The organism is Croceicoccus sp. Ery5, from assembly GCF_020985325.1.
In the GTDB taxonomy this organism is placed as follows: domain Bacteria; phylum Pseudomonadota; class Alphaproteobacteria; order Sphingomonadales; family Sphingomonadaceae; genus Croceicoccus.
The window spans coordinates 540,552-559,091 of record NZ_CP087587.1 but is presented as its reverse complement, the minus strand read 5'-3'; the positions used below and the strand labels follow the sequence as shown (position 1 = coordinate 559,091).

The 18,540-nt window shown below is 63.0% G+C and carries 18 protein-coding genes; 2 read left to right on the top strand and 16 right to left on the bottom strand.

The genetic code is table 11. The features are described 5' to 3' along the window. Positions 1 to 32: 32 nt before the first annotated feature. Both LOZ74_RS02740 and LOZ74_RS02735 read right to left on the bottom strand, forming a co-directional pair. Complete coding sequence (locus LOZ74_RS02740) at positions 33 to 470, bottom strand: VOC family protein (RefSeq protein WP_230292788.1); 438 nt, start codon at positions 468 to 470, stop codon at positions 33 to 35. A gap of 146 nt (positions 471 to 616) precedes the next feature. Further along, entirely contained in the window at positions 617 to 1,378 is a 762-nt protein-coding gene (locus tag LOZ74_RS02735) for a TorF family putative porin (protein WP_230292787.1), read from the bottom strand. Between the two features lie 305 nt (positions 1,379 to 1,683). Between LOZ74_RS02735 and LOZ74_RS02730 the strand changes: the two genes are divergently transcribed. Further along, a complete protein-coding gene (locus LOZ74_RS02730; RefSeq protein ID WP_230292786.1) occupies positions 1,684 to 2,472 on the top strand; it encodes a metallophosphoesterase family protein in 789 nt (262 codons plus the stop codon). Positions 2,473 to 2,490: 18 nt separating this feature from the next. Here LOZ74_RS02730 and LOZ74_RS02725 read toward each other — a convergent pair whose 3' ends face one another. From LOZ74_RS02725 to LOZ74_RS02675, 11 genes are read right to left on the bottom strand one after another with little or no spacing between them, the layout of a single operon-like run. Then, entirely contained in the window at positions 2,491 to 2,862 is a 372-nt protein-coding gene (locus tag LOZ74_RS02725; protein WP_230292785.1) for a tRNA-binding protein, read from the bottom strand. Then, the gene (locus tag LOZ74_RS02720) at positions 2,863 to 4,905 is read right to left on the bottom strand and encodes an acetyl/propionyl/methylcrotonyl-CoA carboxylase subunit alpha (protein WP_230292784.1); all 2,043 of its coding nucleotides are present in this window, start codon (positions 4,903 to 4,905) and stop codon (positions 2,863 to 2,865) included. Between the two features lie 19 nt (positions 4,906 to 4,924). After that, positions 4,925 to 5,269: a lysozyme inhibitor LprI family protein gene (locus LOZ74_RS02715; protein WP_230292783.1), complete on the bottom strand. Its 345-nt coding sequence runs from the start codon at positions 5,267 to 5,269 to the stop codon at positions 4,925 to 4,927. Further along, the gene (gene bioB / locus LOZ74_RS02710; RefSeq protein WP_230292782.1) at positions 5,266 to 6,324 is read right to left on the bottom strand and encodes a biotin synthase BioB; all 1,059 of its coding nucleotides are present in this window, start codon (positions 6,322 to 6,324) and stop codon (positions 5,266 to 5,268) included. Before bioB ends, LOZ74_RS02715 begins: the two co-directional genes overlap by 4 nt. Further along, entirely contained in the window at positions 6,321 to 7,133 is an 813-nt protein-coding gene (locus LOZ74_RS02705) for a heme-dependent oxidative N-demethylase subunit alpha family protein (RefSeq protein ID WP_230292781.1), read from the bottom strand. Before LOZ74_RS02705 ends, bioB begins: the two co-directional genes overlap by 4 nt. Further along, a complete protein-coding gene (locus LOZ74_RS02700) occupies positions 7,130 to 7,381 on the bottom strand; it encodes a hypothetical protein (protein WP_230292780.1) in 252 nt (83 codons plus the stop codon). The genes LOZ74_RS02705 and LOZ74_RS02700 overlap by 4 nt, the downstream gene beginning before the upstream one ends. Further along, positions 7,378 to 9,528, bottom strand: coding sequence for a methylmalonyl-CoA mutase (gene scpA / locus LOZ74_RS02695; protein WP_230292779.1), 2,151 nt, complete (start codon positions 9,526 to 9,528; stop codon positions 7,378 to 7,380). Before scpA ends, LOZ74_RS02700 begins: the two co-directional genes overlap by 4 nt. Positions 9,529 to 9,539: 11 nt before the next feature. Continuing rightward, a complete protein-coding gene (locus tag LOZ74_RS02690) occupies positions 9,540 to 10,328 on the bottom strand; it encodes an enoyl-CoA hydratase-related protein (protein ID WP_230292778.1) in 789 nt (262 codons plus the stop codon). Further along, complete coding sequence (gene mce / locus LOZ74_RS02685) at positions 10,328 to 10,789, bottom strand: methylmalonyl-CoA epimerase (RefSeq protein ID WP_230292777.1); 462 nt, start codon at positions 10,787 to 10,789, stop codon at positions 10,328 to 10,330. Before mce ends, LOZ74_RS02690 begins: the two co-directional genes overlap by 1 nt. Before the next feature lie 3 nt (positions 10,790 to 10,792). Next, complete coding sequence (locus LOZ74_RS02680; RefSeq protein WP_230292776.1) at positions 10,793 to 11,266, bottom strand: OsmC family protein; 474 nt, start codon at positions 11,264 to 11,266, stop codon at positions 10,793 to 10,795. A 31-nt stretch (positions 11,267 to 11,297) separates the two neighbouring features. Then, positions 11,298 to 12,830, bottom strand: coding sequence for an acyl-CoA carboxylase subunit beta (locus LOZ74_RS02675; protein WP_230292775.1), 1,533 nt, complete (start codon positions 12,828 to 12,830; stop codon positions 11,298 to 11,300). Positions 12,831 to 12,997: 167 nt separating this feature from the next. Between LOZ74_RS02675 and LOZ74_RS02670 the strand changes: the two genes are divergently transcribed. Further along, complete coding sequence (locus tag LOZ74_RS02670) at positions 12,998 to 14,404, top strand: short-chain fatty acyl-CoA regulator family protein (protein ID WP_230293791.1); 1,407 nt, start codon at positions 12,998 to 13,000, stop codon at positions 14,402 to 14,404. A 263-nt stretch (positions 14,405 to 14,667) separates the two neighbouring features. Here the strand turns inward: LOZ74_RS02670 and LOZ74_RS02665 are convergent, their stop codons facing one another. The 3 genes from LOZ74_RS02665 to gor form a co-directional block, all read right to left on the bottom strand. Further along, entirely contained in the window at positions 14,668 to 16,392 is a 1,725-nt protein-coding gene (locus LOZ74_RS02665; RefSeq protein ID WP_230292774.1) for a flotillin family protein, read from the bottom strand. 16 nt (positions 16,393 to 16,408) lie between these two features. Then, the gene (locus LOZ74_RS02660) at positions 16,409 to 17,035 is read right to left on the bottom strand and encodes a YqiJ family protein (protein WP_230292773.1); all 627 of its coding nucleotides are present in this window, start codon (positions 17,033 to 17,035) and stop codon (positions 16,409 to 16,411) included. A 92-nt stretch (positions 17,036 to 17,127) separates the two neighbouring features. Next, positions 17,128 to 18,510, bottom strand: coding sequence for a glutathione-disulfide reductase (gene gor, locus LOZ74_RS02655; RefSeq protein WP_230292772.1), 1,383 nt, complete (start codon positions 18,508 to 18,510; stop codon positions 17,128 to 17,130). Between the last annotated feature and the right edge of the window lie 30 nt (positions 18,511 to 18,540).

Below are 18,540 nucleotides of genomic sequence, written 5' to 3'. Positions count from 1 at the left end.
CGAACGACTTGTTCGCCTTTGGCGGAATCACCTTACCAGCTGCCGGTGTTTTCCATGCTGGCCCACGGTTCGGCCGGCTCCAGATGGCCGTCCTGCAGCAATTCGATCGAAATGCCGTCGGGTGTTTTCACAAAAGCCATGTGTCCGTCGCGCGGCGGGCGGTGCACGATATGGCCCGCATCCATGATCCGCTGGCAGGTGGCGTAAATATCGTCGACGCGGAACGCCAGATGGCCGAAATTGCGACCGCCCGTATAGGTTTCGGGTTCCGATCCGTCTTCGGCAGGCCAGTTATAGGTCAACTCGACCTCGGCCACGTCCTCTTGCCCGGGTGCGGACATGAAGATCAGCGTGAACCGGCCCTTCTCGCTCTCCATGCGGCGCGTTTCCTCCAGCCCGATCAGGCGGAGGAAATCGATGGTGGCGTCGGGGTCCGTAACCCGGATCATCGTGTGCAGATATTTCGTCATGCCGCGAAACTAGGAAGCCAGCCCCGCCATGCCAAGGGTTCAGGCGCTGCGAACGGCAAAAACAGGTGCACCGTATGAAAAGGGCCCGCGCTCCGTCGGAACGCGGGCCCCAATTCTGCCAGTCCCTCAGGACCGGATTCTATCGATCAGAAGCTGGCCGACAGGGTCGCGACGATCGTGTCGTTCATGACCGGACCAAACTGGATATCGTCGTTCGAAGGCGCTTCTACGCCGACATAGGAGATACCAGCCTCCAGCGGGCCGAAAACCGCCATCGATGCGCCGATCGACCAGTCGAATGCCGTCTGGTCATCGGTGCCGAAATCCGAATAGGTTTCGGGCGACCAGACACCATCGGTATAGCCGAGGTGGCCGCTGATCGTGACCGGAGTGCCGGGGACGCCGAAGCCGACATCGGTGTACAGGTACAGATTGTCCTGATTGGCCGTCGAATCCTGATCCCATGCATAGGCAACGCCGGCAGTCACTTCTGCCGGACCCAGTGCAGCGGTGACCGATGCATAGGGCTCGTAATAATCGGTGTCGCCCGAAGCGCTGGGGTACATGTAATACAGCAAGCCGACATCGAACGAGACCGTATCGTTGATCGCACCGCTATAGCCGCCATAGATGTCGACTTCGGTATTGCCATAGCCGGTCGAGGTCGGCTCGAGCGAAGATGCCCATGTGCCGATGTAGAAACCGCTGGAATGGGCGATGTCGAAACCGCCCTGAATGGCAAAATCGCCACCCGAATAGCTGACGCCGCGGAAACGATAATCGGTCACCATCGCAACATTGGCGGATACCGAAATTTCGCTCTCGTCCTGTGCAAGGGCCGGGGTTGCGACCAGGGCCGAACCGGCGAGCAAAGAGGCGGCGATGGCACCGCGAAGAAGAGTCTTCATATTTTTTCCCTCATTCTTTGTCCAAGGATCCTCGCCCCTCCTGACAATTCCCCGCCGCGCCTTATTCGTGTGGCGCGTGTCGGGGACATGCACTATCCGCAGTGCAATCACTTGCTGCACTGCACAAGGCAATTTTTAACTTTCTGTGTCAAACAGGCCGGTTGGTGTGGATTTCTTGCAACGCAACGCGCCTTCACGCACCAAATATGTCATAGATGCCGGAAATGCCGAACCTTTTGCCGACACACCTTGTCGCGCGATTCAGCGATTATTAACTAGGTTCGATCAATGGCCACGACTGCACTATGAATTTTTTTCGCGACATTCTCGATCGACAGCGCGCCGAGCCGCTGCATGGGCCAACTGTTCCGGATGGTGAGCGCGTCTATGCCGTCGGCGATATCCACGGACGCCGCGACCTTTTCGATCGCATTATCGCCATGGTCGACGCCGATGACGAGCAACGGGGCGAGGCGAATACGACCGTCATCCTGCTGGGCGATCTGATCGATCGCGGCCCCGACAGCGCCGGGGTGATCGCCAGGGCACGCGAATGGGCCACGCGGCGCAAGGTGCGCATGTTGATGGGCAATCATGAAGAGATGATGCTGCGCGCGCTCGACAGTGACGAGAATCTGCGCCACTTCCTGCGCGTCGGCGGGCGCGAGACCCTGCTCAGCTATCCGATTCCGCTGAAAAGCTATCGCACCGCATCATTGACGCATCTTGCCGAGCTGGCGCGCGAGGCCGTGCCGATCGAGGATATCGAACTGATCGAATCGATGGAGGATATGATCCGCATCGGCGATTATCTGTTCGTGCATGCAGGCATCAATCCGACCGTTCCGCTGGAAGAACAGGTGGGGCGCGACCTGCGCTGGATCCGCGAGCCTTTTCTCAGCCATGACAGCCCGCTGGACGTGTGCGTCATCCATGGCCACACGATCCGCGAGGAAGTTGAAATCGGCCCGCGCACCGACCGGCCCAATCGCATCGGCATCGATACCGGCGCATTCCGTTCGGGGCGGCTAACAGCCATCGGACTGGAAGGCAGCCAGCGCTGGTTTATCGAGGCAAGCGAAACGCCCGCCTGACCGGGCATCGCCCACGCGTCACAGCAGGCGCGCACCATCGGGCACCGGCCTGTCGGGTGAGAACAGCGTTATCCGCCCTTCCGCATCCGCAAATCCCAGTGTCAGCACTTCGGACATGATCGGGCCGATCTGGCGCGGCGGAAAATTCACCACGCCTGCCAGTTGCCGCCCGACCAGATCTTCGGGGCTGTAAAGCGCCGCGATCTGCGCGCTGGTCTTGCGCAGACCCACGCCCGGTCCGAAATCGATATGCAAGATCAGGCTGGGCTTGCGCGCCTTTTCAAAGGGTTCGGCCTTTACCACTGTGCCGATACGGATATCGACCTTCAGAAAATCGTCGAAGGCGATCGTATCGGCAGGCGGCGTGCCGGCGTTTTGGTCAATATGCATTCATTCCATTTCAAGGATGATCGCATCGACCGCAAGCGAATCTCCGGCCTTGGCGTTGACCGATTTCACAACGCCCGATTTCTCCGCGCGCAGGATGTTTTCCATTTTCATCGCCTCGACCACCGCCAGCGGCTGGCCCTGTTCGACCTTGTCGCCCTCACCCACGTTCAGCGATACGAGCAAGCCCGGCATCGGACAGACGAGGAATTTCGACATGTCGGGCGGAATCTTTTCGATCATATGTTTCTGATAACGCGCCACATGGGCGGGCAGCACGCGCAATTTGTGGCGCGCGCCGCGCGTCGTCAGTGCGAAACCGGCCGGTATCGGCTCGACCTTCACGGTCAGCGGATCGCCGCCTTCGCCCTCTTCGTCGGCATCGAACACGGCGCTGACCAGGCGCTGGCCGGGCGTGTATTCCATGGCGATATCGATTGCATCGCCGTCGACCGTGACGGCATCTTGCGACAGCGTCACCTCGTGCCTGGCATCGCCCAGTTCGACCACCCAGTCGGCGGGCGGCGACAGGCGGTTACCCAGCTGCCCCTCGATCCGGCGGGCGCGGTCGGCGTGGGCAGTGGCGATAAAGGCCGCGATGGCCGACAGCTTGCGCCCCATGGCCGCATCGGCAGGCGCACCCGTAAAGCCCTCAGGATATTCTTCGGCAATAAAGCCGGTGGTCAGCTCGCCGCTGCGGAATCGGGGATGCTGCATGATGGCCGACAGGAAATCGATATTATGGCCCAGCCCTTCGATGTCGAAGGCATCGAGCGCCGCGACCTGTAAGTCCGCTGCCTCGTCACGGGTTTCGCCCCATGTGATCAGCTTGGCGATCATCGGGTCATAGAACATGCTGACCTCGCCGCCTTCGTAAACGCCGTCGTCCACGCGAATCCCGTCCACACCGCGGCGGCCATTCTCGCTACCGTCATCGGTCCAGCCATTGACCGGCGGATCATAGCGGACGAGGCGGCCCGTGCTGGGCAGGAAACCGCGATAGGGGTCTTCGGCATAGACGCGGTTTTCGATGGCCCAACCGTCGATCTTCACATCGTCCTGCGTCATCGCCAGCTTTTCGCCCGCGGCCACGCGGATCATCTGTTCGACCAGATCGACGCCGGTAATCGCCTCAGTAACCGGGTGCTCCACCTGCAGGCGGGTGTTCATTTCAAGGAAGTAGAAGCTTTCCCCGCTGGGGTCCGCGCCCGAAACGATCAGCTCGACCGTTCCGGCCGAATAATAGCCGACGGCCCGCGACAGCGCCACGCATTGCTCGCCCATCGCCTTGCGCATCTTGGGCGTGACGAAAGGTGATGGCGCTTCCTCGACCACCTTTTGGTGACGGCGCTGGATCGAACATTCACGCTCGTTCAGATAAAGGATATTACCGTGCTTATCGCCCAGAATCTGGATTTCGATGTGGCGCGGGTTGAGGATGAATTTCTCGATAAAAACGCGGTCGTCGCCAAAGCTGTTCAGCCCTTCGCGCTTCACGCTTTCGAAACCCTCGCGCACGTCCTGTTCGGAATAGGCAAGGCGCATGCCCTTGCCCCCGCCGCCCGCGCTGGCCTTCATCATCACCGGATAGCCGATGTCGTTCGAAATCTCGACCGCATGGTCGGTGTCGCGGATCTCGCCCACGAATCCGGGGACGACATTGACGCCCGCTTCCTTGGCCAGCTTTTTGGATTCGATCTTGTCGCCCATGGCGGCAATGGCACCCACGGGCGGGCCGATGAACTCGATCCCTTCTGCGGCCAATGCCTCGGCAAACGACGTGCGTTCGGACAGGAAACCATAGCCCGGATGCACGGCTTCGGCGCCGGTCTGCTTGCAGGCGGCAATGATCTTGTCCGCGATCAGATAGCTTTCCGACGCGGCCGAGGGGCCGATGTGAACAGCCTCATCCGCCATTTGCACGAAGGGCGCGCGCGCATCGGCGTCGGAATAGACGGCAACCGTGGCAATGCCCATCCGGCGCGCGGTCTTGATCACCCGACATGCGATTTCGCCGCGATTGGCGATGAGGATTTTCTTGAACACTAACGGCTTCCTCTCTGGGTCAGTTCGTCTGCGCGAGCGCGCGCAATTGCGCGGTTCGCGTTTCGGTCAGTTCGGTCATGCATCGGTTGTGGATTAGCGGCAGGATCGACCCGCCGGCATAGGGAGCAGCCACCGCCTTGCATTGCGCGTCGCGGAAGGCGATCCACGCGCGCTGCGCCGCCAGCAGGCTGTCGAATGTGTCGCGCTGCTTCGCCACTGCGCGTGCATCGGCCCATGCGGCATTCAGCGCGCCATCGGCGGCCTGATATTCCTGCATGGAACAGGCGTTCATGTCCGCCTGCGTCATCGCATTGTCGCAGGCGGCGGGTTGAACGGCAGTGGCAAGAAGCAGCGCTGCGATCACTCGGCAGCCTCCGCGGGCAGTTTTGCGCAGGTCGCGCCGGTGTCGGGCGCCGCCATCGGCTCCAGCCCCAGCCTGTCGAACAGCGCATCGTCGCTGTCGTCGCCCGCATTGGGCGCGGTCAGCAATTGTTCGCCCGAAAAGATCGAATTCGCGCCTGCAAGGAAGCACAAGGCCTGCGTCGATGCGCTCATGCTCTCGCGCCCTGCCGACAGGCGAACCATGGATTCGGGCATGGTGATGCGCGCCACCGCCACGGTGCGGACGAATTCAATCTCGTCGATCTGGGCCAGCGGCGTATCGGCCAGCATGTCGCCCAGCGGCGTGCCCTTTACCGGCACCAGCGCGTTGACCGGCACGCTTTCGGGATGATCCTCCATCGTGGCCAGCACATGGACAAAACCCACGCGATCCTCGCGCGTTTCGCCCATGCCAACGATACCGCCGCAGCACACGTTGATGCCCGCCGCGCGCACATGTTCCAGCGTCAAGAGCCGGTCGCCCAGGCTGCGCGTGGTGGCAACGCGGTCGTAATATTCGGGGCCGGTGTCGATGTTATGGTTGTAATAATCAAGGCCCGCATCGGCCAGTTGCCGTGCCTGCGTGTCGGTCAGCATCCCCGCCGTCATGCAGGTTTCCATCCCCATCGCCTTTACCTGCCGGACCATTTCGGTCAGCGCGGGCATGTCGCGGTCCTTGGGATTGCGGAAGGCCGCACCCATGCAGAAACGGGTGCTGCCCATGTCCTTGGCCTGCGCCGCCGATTGCAGCACCTGCTGCACTTCCATCAGCTTGGTCGCCTTCAGCCCGCTGTCATTATGGGCGGACTGGCTGCAATAGCCGCAGTCTTCGGGGCAACCGCCGGTCTTGATCGACAGCAGGGTCGAACGCTGCACCGTGTTGGGCCGGTGATGGGCGCGATGCACTTCGGCCGCGCGGAATACCAGTTCGGTGAACGGCAGGTCGAACAGGGCGGCGATTTCCTCGCGGGTCCAGTCATTTCGCGGTTCGGGACGCGTTTCAGAACGCGGTGCGGTTGCGGTTTGGGGGTTGGTCATGCGGCTTTCCTCTGGCGCGCCTCTGCATAGGCGGAAAGCGCGCGTGCATAATGGGGTGCGGCGCGCCGGTCACCCTCGCCCGCACCGAAACCGTGGAGCGTTTCGGCAATCCGCGCAACGCCTGCGTCGCTCAGGCTGCCAAGCGGCGCGACATGCACGCCGATGGTAAAGACGATGGCCTGCGATTTCGGTAGCCGTCGCAACGTCTCTCGCTCGCAGCGCACGAACAGGGTTTCGCCCGCGTTCTCCGGGGTGACATGGGCAAAGCGCTGTGCAGGATCGTCGGTGGGGAGATAGCGCCACAATCCGTTGGGCATCACAAAGGCATTGGTGCGGCCGAAAATATGCGGCGCGCGCAATCCGTCGAGAAAGCGGTCGACACCTGCGGAGAGCTGCTCGGCATAGCCGTCGATGGGTTCATGCACCTTGGCGACGGCTTGGCCCATTTTGTCGGAAAGGTGCCAGTCGGTCGGAAATGCCACCGCCGCGCCGGTCAGTCGAAAAGGCCGACCCGGCGCATCCTGGGTCAGGATGCAGAAATCCTCCCAATGCGCGCGGGCGGCCTGTTCGATGCCGCCCGATACGCCGAGCATGTCGCACAGTTCGGTTTCGGCAGAGCGCGCTTCGGGAAGGACCTGCACGGCATCGGGATGCGCGTCGAAAGCGGCATTGCGGGTCGCCAGGTCGGGGGCTTTCACCAGCCACTCACTCTCGGCCAGACGCACCAGCCCCATGCGCAGCGGGCCAGAGACCCGTGCGTCAGGCAGCAGCGTCTCGACCGAGAAACCGAGGGATGGCTTGGGGGTCATTGTGCGAATGCCTTTCGCAGCAACGCGATCGAACCCACAACAACCGTCAAAGCAGTCAGCTGCGATCCGGGAAAATGCCAGAACTTTTCCATGGTGGACCATTCACAGGCCGTGTTGCTGGAAAACGCCGGGCAAATCCCCATCTGCCAAACGAACAGATGCCCCAGCGACCACGCAATCGCGGCGAGGATCAGCAAAGCCACGATTGCCTTTGCCCAAAGCGGCAAGGTTGGATGGTGATAGCTCACTCAGCAGCCTCGTCCAGATCGGCGGGCGGCATGTTGTGGCCCAGCAGGCGCAGCACGTCGGCTGCGCATTCGACCACGTTGGAACCGGGCCCGTAAATGCCCTGCACGCCCGCATTGCGCAGATATTCGTAATCGCTGGGCGGGATCACACCGCCAGCCGTCACCTTGATGTCGCCGCGCCCTGCGTCCTTCAGCAGGCGGATGAGTTCGGGGATGAGCGTCTTGTGCCCCGCCGCCAGCGACGATGCGCCGATCAGGTCAACATCGGCCTCAAGCGCCATTTCCAGCGTTTCCTGCGGCGTCTGGAACAAGGGACCGGTGGTGACGTCGAAACCCATGTCGCCAAAGGCCGACGCGATCACGTTCGCGCCGCGGTCGTGGCCGTCCTGCCCCATCTTGGCGATCATCACGCGCGGCTTGCGGCCCATGCGGCGGCCCACCGCTTCGACACCATCGACCACGGCCTGATACCGGCTATCGTCGGCATAGGCCGCGCCATAAATGCCCTTCACCGGCTTTGGCATGGTGTCATAGCGGCCGAAAGCAGCCTCCATCGCATCCGAAATCTCGCCAAGGCTGGCGCGTTCGCGCGCGGCATCGACGGCCAGCGCCAGCAGGTTGCCGTCGGTCTTGGCCCCTTCGCGCAGCGCGTCCAGCGCCGCCTGACACTTCTTCTCGTCACGCGTGCTGCGCATCTTTTCCAGACGCCTGATCTGCGCCTCACGCACGGCGGTATTGTCGATGTCGAGCGTCTCGATCGGGTCTTCGTCTTTCAGGCGGAACTTGTTGACGCCGACGATCACATCTTCGCCCTTGTCGACACGCGCCTGACGGGCGGCGGCGGCTTCCTCGATCATGCCCTTGGGCCAACCGGCTGCCACGGCCTTGGCCATGCCGCCCTCGGCCTCGACCTTCTCGATGATGGCCCATGCCTCGTCCACCAGCGATTTGGTCAGCGCCTCGACGTAATAGGAGCCACCCAGCGGATCGACGACATTGGTCATGCCGGTCTCTTCCTGCAGCACGATCTGCGTGTTGCGGGCAATGCGGGCGGAGAAATCGGTGGGAAGCGCGATGGCTTCATCCAGCGCATTGGTGTGGAGCGACTGGGTGCCGCCCAGCATCGCGGCCATCGCCTCGACCGTGGTGCGGATGACGTTGTTATAGGGGTCCTGCTCGGTCAAAGACACGCCGCTGGTCTGGCAATGGGTGCGCAGCATCTTGGACCGCTCGGACTGCGCGCCCAGCTGCGTCATCGCGCGGTGCCAAAGCGTGCGAGCCGCACGCAGTTTCGCCACTTCCATGAAGAAGTTCATGCCGATGGCGAAGAAGAAGCTCAGCCGCCCCGCGAACTTGTCGATATCAAGCCCGCTGGCCACGCCATATTTCACATATTCCATGCCGTCGGCGATGGTGAAGGCCAGCTCCTGCACCTGCGTCGCGCCGGCTTCCTGCATGTGATAGCCGGAGATCGAGATCGAGTTGAACTTCGGCATGTGATCCGCCGTATAGGCGAAGATGTCCGAAATGATCCGCATCGAAGGTTCGGGCGGATAGATATAGGTGTTGCGGACCATGAACTCCTTCAGAATGTCGTTCTGGATGGTCCCGGTTAGCTGCTCGGGCTCTACCCCCTGCTCTTCCGCCGCGATGATATAGAACGCAAGACACGGGATCACCGCGCCGTTCATCGTCATCGACACGCTCATCTGGTCGAGCGGGATCTGGTCGAAGAGGATCTTCATATCCTCGACGCTGTCGATGGCCACGCCCGCCTTGCCGACATCGCCGACGACGCGCGGATGGTCGCTGTCATAACCGCGATGGGTGGCAAGGTCGAAGGCGACCGACAGGCCCTTTTGCCCCGCCGCCAGATTGCGACGGTAAAAGGCATTCGATTCCTCTGCGGTCGAGAAGCCCGCATATTGCCGGATCGTCCACGGACGGCCCGCATACATCGATGCCTTCACCCCGCGCGTGAACGGTGCAAAGCCGGGCAGGCCGGGGTCCCAGCCTTCATTGTCCGCCGCCGTGTAAAGCGGCTTGACGTCGATCCCCTCGGGCGTGTGCCAGGTCAGATCGCGGCCCTTCACTTCCTTGTCGGCGGTGGCCTGCCAGTCGGTCAGCGTCGGTTTCTTGTCACTCATGATAAACCCTCTCAGCGCCCCTTGAAGATGGGGCGGCGCTTGTGCGCAAAGGCGTCCAGCGCCTCCTTGAAATCCTCGGTCCGGCCGGCAATCGACTGGTTCGCGCGTTCGCGCTCCAGCATCTCGGCAAAGCCGGTGTCCAGCGCATCGCCGATCTGCTTGCGGATCAGGCCGATCGCCTTGGCAGGCCCCTTGGTCAGCCGGTGCGCAATGGCCTGCGCCTCCTCCAGCGCCTTGCCATCGTCGGTCACGCGGGTAATCAGGCCCATCGCCCTGGCATCCTCGGCAGTAATCTCCTCACCCAGCAGCGCCAGTTCCAGCGCGCGGGCACGCCCGACGGCGCGGGTCACCAGCCAGCTGGCACCCAGATCGGGGACCAGCCCGATATTCACAAACGCCAGCAGCAGAAACGCCGAACGCGCCGCAACGACGATATCGCCCGCCAGCGCCAACGACATCCCCGCACCGACCGCAGGACCGTTCACGGCCGTGACCAGCGGCACGGGCAGATCGGCCAGCTTGGCCACGAACGGATTGTAATGATCGTCGAGAAGCTCGCCCAGATCTTCGGGCAGGCCGGTATATCCGGCGCCATCGGCACGCAGATCGGCGCCCGCGCAGAAAGAGCGCCCCTCACCCGTCAGCACCAGCGCGCGTGCGCCGCCATCGATGGCCTTGTCGATGGCCTCGGTCAGCTCGGCCATGACATTGGGGGTCAGCGCATTCAGCCGGTCGGGCCGGTTGATCGCGATGGTGACCACGCCGCCATCGCGTTCGGACGTGATGAAACGATAGGACATCAATGCGTCTCTTCGGGGGTTTCCATGATTTCGGTCAGCATGCCCATCATGTCCTTGGGATGCACGAAGAAGATCGGCGTGCCATGCGCACCGATCCGCGTCGGGCCCAGAATGCGCTTGCCGATGCCATCGAAATAGGCGCGCGCCTCTTCGATGTCCGGCACTTCAAAGCAAACGTGGTGCTGTCCGCCCAGCGGGTTCTTGGCGATAAAGCCCGCGACGGGCGAATTTCCGTCGAGCGGCGACAGCAGTTCGACCTGCGTGCCTGCGGTGCCGTTCCCGTCTTCTCCGTTTCCGGGCGTGTGGACGAAGCACACTTTGACGCCCTGCTCCGGCATGTCGAACGGCTCGGTCACGACCGATGCGCCCATCACATCGCGGTAATGCGCGATGGCGGCATCCATGTCCGGCACGGCATAGCCGAGGTGGTTCATCCTTCCCAAGGTGAATGCGGGTTTCATTCCTCAGCCCTCGATAATCGGTTCGATGGTCATGGCGCTCTTCAGGCTGTTCGCGATGATGCAGCTTTTATGCGCCTTGTGGTGAAGATGCTCGATCTCCTCTGCACCAGGCAGTGTCTCGCCGGTAAAGGCAGCGTGCGGGCGCATCACAATGGTCGACACCCACGGATCGCCTGCCTCGTTCTTCTCGACCTCGCCCACCGGATTATCCTCGTAGGAAGAGATCGAGAAACCCGCCTTGGCCGCATAGGCAAGGAAATAGAGCATGTGGCAGCTTGCCGCCGCAGCCAGCAGCGCCTCTTCGGGATCGACCGCGCTTTCGTCGATCAGCGCGGCCGGCAGATAGCCCGGCGCCGCGCTGCCCGGCACCTTCGCTCCGCCGTCGAAGCTCCACACATGGGCGCGGCTGTATTTGTTGGTCGGGAAATCCTCGCCCTCGGAAATCTCCCAACGGACATTGGCGGTATAGGTACCCATCTCCCGTCACTCCCCACAATCTGTCACTGGATTACAGCGGGATATTGTCGTGCTTTTTCCAGGGATTCTCCAGCTCCTTGTTCCGCAACTTGCGCAGGCCCAGCGCGATGCGGCGGCGGGTGGAGTGAGGCATGATCACCTCGTCGATGAAGCCCTTGGACGCGGCTACGAAGGGATTGGCGAAGCGGTCTTCGTATTCCTTGGTCTTGGCCGCGATCTTTTCCGGATCGTCGCGGTCCTGCCGGAAGATGATCTCTACCGCGCCCTTCGCGCCCATCACCGCGATTTCGGCGGTCGGCCATGCATAGTTGAGGTCGCCGCGCAAATGTTTGGACGCCATCACGTCATAGGCCCCGCCATAGGCCTTGCGGGTGATGACGGTGATCTTGGGCACGGTCGCCTCGGCATAGGCGAACAGCAGTTTCGCGCCATGCTTGATAATGCCGTTATGTTCCTGATCGGTGCCGGGAAGGAAACCCGGAACGTCGACGAAGGTCAGGATCGGAATGCCGAACGCATCGCAGAAGCGCACGAAACGCGCCGCTTTTTTCGACGAATTGATGTCAAGCACGCCTGCCAGCACCATCGGCTGGTTGGCGACGATACCCACGGTCCGCCCCTCGACCCGACCGAATCCGCAGATGATGTTCGCGGCATGCTTGGGCTGCACTTCGAAAAAGTCGCCCTCGTCCACCACCTTCCGGATGACCTCGTGCATGTCATAGGGCTGGTTCGCCGATGCCGGAATGATCGTGTCGAGGCTGTCTTCCAGCCGGTCCCACGGGTCGCTGGTGGGGCGTTCGGGGATTTCGTCGCGGTTCGACAGCGGCAGATAATCGATAAAATCACGCGCCTGCAGCAGGGCGACGATATCGTTCTCGCACGCCAGATCGGCCACGCTGGTCTTGGTGGTATGGGTCGATGCACCGCCCAGCTCTTCCTGCGTCACAACCTCGTTCGTCACCGTCTTGACCACGTCGGGGCCGGTCACGAACATGTAGGAGCTGTCCTCCACCATGAAGATGAAATCGGTCATTGCGGGGGAATAGACCGCACCGCCCGCGCAGGGGCCCATGATCAGCGACAATTGCGGCACCACGCCCGATGCCAGCACATTGCGCTGGAACACTTCGGCATAGCCGCCCAGCGAGGCGACACCTTCCTGGATGCGCGCGCCGCCGCTGTCGTTCAGGCCGATGACGGGCGCGCCGACTTTCAGCGCGGCATCCATCACCTTGCAGATCTTTTGCGCGTGGCGTTCGGACAGCGAACCGCCGAAAACGGTGAAATCCTGGCTGAACACATAGACCAGCCGGCCATTGATCGTGCCCGATCCGGTGACCACGCCGTCACCGGGAATGTGGCCCTCGTCCATGCCGAAATCGACGCAATTATGCTCGACATACATGTCCAGCTCTTCGAACGATCCGGCATCGAGCAGCACGTCAAGCCTCTCTCGGGCAGTAAGCTTGCCCTTGGCGTGCTGGGCATCGATGCGTTTCTGGCCACCTCCCAGATGGGCGGCGGCGCGGCGACGTTCGACTTCGGCGATATTGGCAGACATTGCGGACGAGGGCCCCTCTCCATGGTGCTTACGGGTTGCGAAGACGGCAGGCGCCGCCGTCTTGCCAGATTGCCTATTGCTGTCAGCAAATTGCAAGTCCAATGCGAATTTGCAAAATCGTGGCGGCGGGTTTTGCAAAACCGCTGTCACCGCGTTACGAAAGCGCGATGAACCGACCGCAACGCATCTTTGCCGGCAAGACCCTGCGCGCCCTGCGCGGACGGCGGACCATGCGACAGGCCGAGATGGCGGCAAGGCTGGGCATTTCGGTTTCCTATCTTTCGCAGTTGGAAAGCGACGACCGCCCGCTGACCCCGCCACTGATCGCCGCGCTGACGCGGCATTTCGATCTGCGGCTCGACGATCTGGGCGGCGACAGTTCGGACAAGCGGGCAGAGGCCCTGCGCCGCGCCGCATCCGATCCGATCTTTGCCGAGCCGCTGGGAGAGGATGCCGCCGCCCGCGCCGTGCGCCAGCAGCCGCATCTGGCCGAGCGTTTCGTCGCTTTGCATGCCGCGTACCGGCAAGCGGGCGAGCGCTTGCAAATGCTGGACGAGACGCTGGAATCGGGCGAAACCGCGCAATCGGGCCGCCTGCCGTGGGAAGAAGTGCGCGACTGGTTCCACGGCGCGGGCAATTACATCCACACGCTGGACCGCGGGGCAGAGGATCTGGCCGCGCGCATTGCCGATGGTGCACCGCCGCTGACAGAAGCGGCCTTGCTGCGCTTTGCGGAAAGGCTGGGCCTGAATGTCACGCAGGGCGAAGGCGGGCTGCGGCATTACGATGCGGCGCGTCATGCGCTCACCCTCGATCCCGCGCAGCCTGCCGAAACGCGGCGGTTTCAACTGGCGTGGCAATTGGCGGGGATCGCGCTGGCCGATGAAATCGCGCTGGTCACCCGCCAGTCGGGGCTGGCTTCGGCAGGGGCGCGGCAATTGTTGCGCATCGGGCTGGGTAATTACGCGGCCGGTGCCTTGCTGATGCCCTATGAACGGTTTCGCGCTGCGGCGCTGGCCGAACGGCACGATATCGACCGTTTGCGCCAGCGTTTCGCGGTCAGCTTCGAACAGGCGTGCCACCGGCTGTCGACGCTGCAACGCGAAGGGGCGCGGGGCATTCCGTTCTTTTTCTGCCGCGTCGACATGGCGGGCAACATCACCAAGCGCCATTCGGCGACGCCGCTGCAATTCGCGCGTTTCGGCGGGGCCTGCCCGCTGTGGATCGTGCACGAGGCGGTGGCGATACCCGACCGCATATTGACGCAACTGGCCGAAACGCCCGACGGGGTCCGCTATGTCTCGATGGCCAAGGGGCTGGTGAAGCCTTCGGGAAGCTATGCCCGCCCGCCCCGCCGCTTTGCCGTGGCGCTTGGCTGCGAGGCGAAGGATGCCGCCGATTTCATCTATGCCGACGGTCTGGACGTCACGGCACGCGGCGCGGCGACACCCATCGGCATATCCTGCCGCCTGTGCCCCCGCGAAAACTGCGACCAGCGCGCCTTTCCGCCGGGCGACCGCGCCATCGTCGTCGATCCGGGCGGGCGCGGCGTGGTGCCCTATCGCATCGGCTGAGGCGGTCTGGTCGCGCTTCGGCCGGCACGCTTAGGGTTACAAAGGTGACAGGCTGTCACCCGCCCCAAATCCGCGAAAAACGGCGGGTTTCCGCCCTTGGTTGACGCCATGGGGGCCGGACAGATTGACGCATGTGAAAGAGCCGTTGCCCCGCCTTGCACGACGGACAAGGTGATCGCGTTAAAGGCGCGGCGGCGTGAAGGAAAATAAAACCGGCCATTGGCGTGGCGGCAACCCGACGGTCACCGCCACGCGATGATCGCTTACCCCTCGCCTTCCAGCGCATCCGCATCGCTGGCGGCTGTGGGAGTTTCGGCCGGAGGGGCCGGTTCGGCGGCGGGGGTGGCGGCCACGGCGGGCAGGCCCGCTTTGGCCAGCCCTTCCAGCGATCCGCCGTCGAGGCCCAGCTCCTTCATCAGCCCGTCGATCACCGGCGCCTGCGCGCGATACGACAGCGCGGCGGTCAGCGCGTCGCTGGCCAGATTGCCGCCGCCCGCATTCGCGCCGCCAGCCAGCAATGCCTTGGGATCGCCGCCCTTTGCGCCGGTCAGCCCGTCGACCTGCACGATCTTGATCGAATCGATGGCCTCCAGCGGCTTGGCGCTTTCGCGCACCAGTTCGGGCAGGACTTTCAGCAGGGCGAGCTTGGTCTGAAGCGAAATCTGCCCGTCGGACAGGATATTCGCCGCCTCGTTCACCGCGCGCTGGCCGGCGGCTTCGACTTCGAAGCGGATGCGGTCGGCCTCGGCGCGCAATTTCTCCGCCTCGGCAGCGCCTTCGGCTTCCAGCCGGATCGCCTCGGCGCGGTTGCGCGCGGCGTCACGCTCGGCTTCGGCTTCCACCTTTACCTTGATCGCGTCGCGCTCGGCAGCCTTGGCGGCCTCGATCAGCTGGATGCGCTTGTCACGCTCGGCCACTTCGGTTTCGCGGCTGGTCGTGACCTGTTCCTCGGCAGCGACGGCCTTGGCGCGGGCCTCGTCGGCCTCCGCCTTGGCCTGGCTTTCCTCGCGGCTTTTGTTCTGGACCGCGATCTGCTGTTCCTGCCGCGCGATTTCCAGCGCGCGCTGCTGGTCGATGCGCGCTTCCTCGACAAGGCGGTCGGCCTCGATCTGCTGGGCGTCGACCTGCTTCTTCGCCTCGATCTTGGCGGCATCGGCTTCGCGGTTGCGCTCGGCCTGTTCGCGGGCGATCTCGGCCACCTGCGCGGCGCGGCGCACCTCGACCTCGCGTTCCTGTTCCAGCCTTGCATATTCGGTATCGCGGCTGATCTGGAACGAGCGCTGTGCCGCCTCGAGGTTCTTCGATTCCATCTGGACGCGCGTGTCCTGCTCGATGTCGTTGCGCAGTTTCTTGCGCGCCTCGATCTGCTCGGTCAGCTTGGTCAGACCCTCGGCGTCGAAAGCATTGTTCGCGTTGAAATGCTCGATGCTCGTCTGGTCGAGGCCGGTGAGCGACACCGATTCCAGTTCAAGCCCGTTCATCGCAAGGTCGTTGGACGAGACCTGCTGCACCTTCTGCACGAATTCGGCGCGCTGTTCGTGCAATTCATTCATGCTCATGCCCGCGGCCACCGACCGCAGCGCGTCGACGAACTTGCCCTCGACCAGATCCTTCAACGCCTCCGGGTTCATGGTGCGCTGGCCCAATGTCTGCGCGGCCATGGCGATGGCGCCTGAATCGGGGCGCACGCGGACGTAGAATTCGGCCTTCACGTCGATGCGCAACCGGTCCAGCGTGATCAGCGCGTCGCTGTTCTTGCGCTCTACCGCCAGGCGGACGGTGTTCATGTTGACCGGCATCGTCTCGTGCAGCACGGGCAGGACGAGCGCGCCGCCGTTCATCACGACCTTTTCGCCGCCGAAACCGGTGCGGACAAAGCCCACTTCCTTGGTCGCGCGGCGATACAGCCGCGTGATGGTGAAGGCGATGATCAGCAGGACGGCGAAAACCGTGCCCGCGTAAATCGCGATGGTGACCAGCTGGTCCATTATGCAAACCCCCTATTCAATCGAGCCGGAACGGACCGGTGCCCGTCACGGCAAAGAAAATCCCACCCTCGCGCCGCACCAGCAGGACTTCGTCGCCCTCGGTAAATTCGGCGCTGTCTTCATGCGGTTCGACCATCACATTATGCGGCTGACCGAAATGGTCCTTCACCAGCACGCGCGCGGGGCTGCCGCGCCGCGCGGTGCCGATGGAAACGGTGCCGCGCTTGCCCACCAGCCGGTCGGTGCTGACGGCGCTCGTCTCGTCATGCGGCCAGATTTTCGACAGGGGCCGCGCCAGCAGCGATGTTGCCGGAACGCCGATCAACAGCCCCAGCCCCGCCGCGGGCAGCGCAGGCAAAGGCGCGCCCAGCAGGTTTTCGATCAATTGCTGGCCCGACCAGCCAAGCAGCGCGAAACAGCCGAGAAAAACCGACAGCCACGCCATCAGCGGCAAGCGGTTGAGGCCCAGCAGGCTGGCCAGACCGCCCGCGATATCGGTGCCCTCCACATCGATATCGCCATCGACATCGGTATCGAAATCGCCGCCGAAATCGGACAGGCCGACAGACTGCATCAGCAGCAAAAGCGCAAGCAGGGCCAGCGCCACCGCGAAGGGCGTGTTGTGTGCGGCAAGTATGTCCAAGATGCGACCCCTTTCCCCGTCAGCGACACTGGCAGGAAAAGGTTACGAAATAAACTGGTTTCGGACGATTTCCCGCCCCGCGACCGGGGCCGCTATTTCAACAGGACCAGCTCTTCCGCCATGGTCGGGTGGATGGCGACGGTGGCGTCGAAATCCTCTTTGGTCAGCCCTGCCTTTACCGCGACGGCGGCGGCCTGCATGATTTCGGCCGCGTCGGGGCCGATCATGTGGATGCCGACGATCTTGCCCGAATTGCTGTCGCAGATCATCTTGTACAGCGCGCGTTCGTTGCGGTTCGCCAGCACGTTTTTCATCGGGCGGAAATCGGACAGATAGACCTTTACGTCGCCCAGCCTGTTGCGGGCCTCGCTCTCCGTCATGCCGACGGCGGCGATGGGCGGGTGGCTGAACACCGCGCTGGGGATACAGTCATAGGATACGCTGCTCGGCTTGCCGCCGAACACGCTGTCGGCAAAGGCCTGCCCTTCGCGGATGGCGACGGGGGTCAACTGCACGCGGTCGGTCACATCGCCCACGGCATAGATATTGTCGACATTCGTCTTTGAAAAACGGTCGACCTTGATCTCGCCCCGCTCGCCCAGTTCGACGCCCGCATTCTCAAGGCCCAGCCCCTCCACATTGGGCACGCGGCCCGTGGCGAACAGCACGCAATCGACTTCCATATCCTCGTGATTGGTCATCGACACTTTAAGGCACCCGTTGTCCAGCTTTTCGATCCCGCGGAATTCGGCGTTGAAGCGGAAATCGATGCCCTTCATGGTCGAGATTTGCAGCAGCCGGTCGCGCAGGCTCTCGTCATAGCCGCGCAGCAGCTTGTCCGACCGGTTGATGATCGTGACCTTGCTGCCGAATTCGTTGAAAATGCCGGCGAATTCATTGGCGATATAGCCGCCGCCCGCGATCAGCACCCGTTTGGGCAATTCGTCGAGGTGAAACGCCTCGTTACTGGTGATGCCGTGTTCGTGGCCGGGGCAATCGGGCACGCGCGGGCGCGCGCCGGTGGCGATCAGGATCTTGTCGGCAGTCACCGTGCGTCCGCCCGCCAGTTTCAGCGTATGTGCATCGACCAGTTCGGCGCGTTCGTCGAAGATCGTCACATCGTGATTGCCAAGGGTCTGGGTATAGAGGCCCGAAATGCGCGTCACATCGTCAAGCACCGTGTCGCGCAGTTTTTTCCAGTCGAAGCTGGCCTTTTCGACCGTCCAGCCGAATTGCTGCGCGTCTTCCAGATCCTCGGCAAAATGCGCGCCATAGACCAGCATCTTCTTGGGCACGCAGCCGCGGATGACGCAGGTGCCGCCGATCCGGTGCTCTTCCGCCACGGCGACACGCGCGCCATGGGCCGCCGCGACGCGCGATGCCCGCACCCCGCCCGAACCGGCGCCAATGACGAAAAGGTCGAAATCAAACTCGCTGTCGGCCACGCAAAGCTCCTGTGTATTGCAGGGGCGCATATGGAAACGGCGGGGCCCGATGCCAACCGG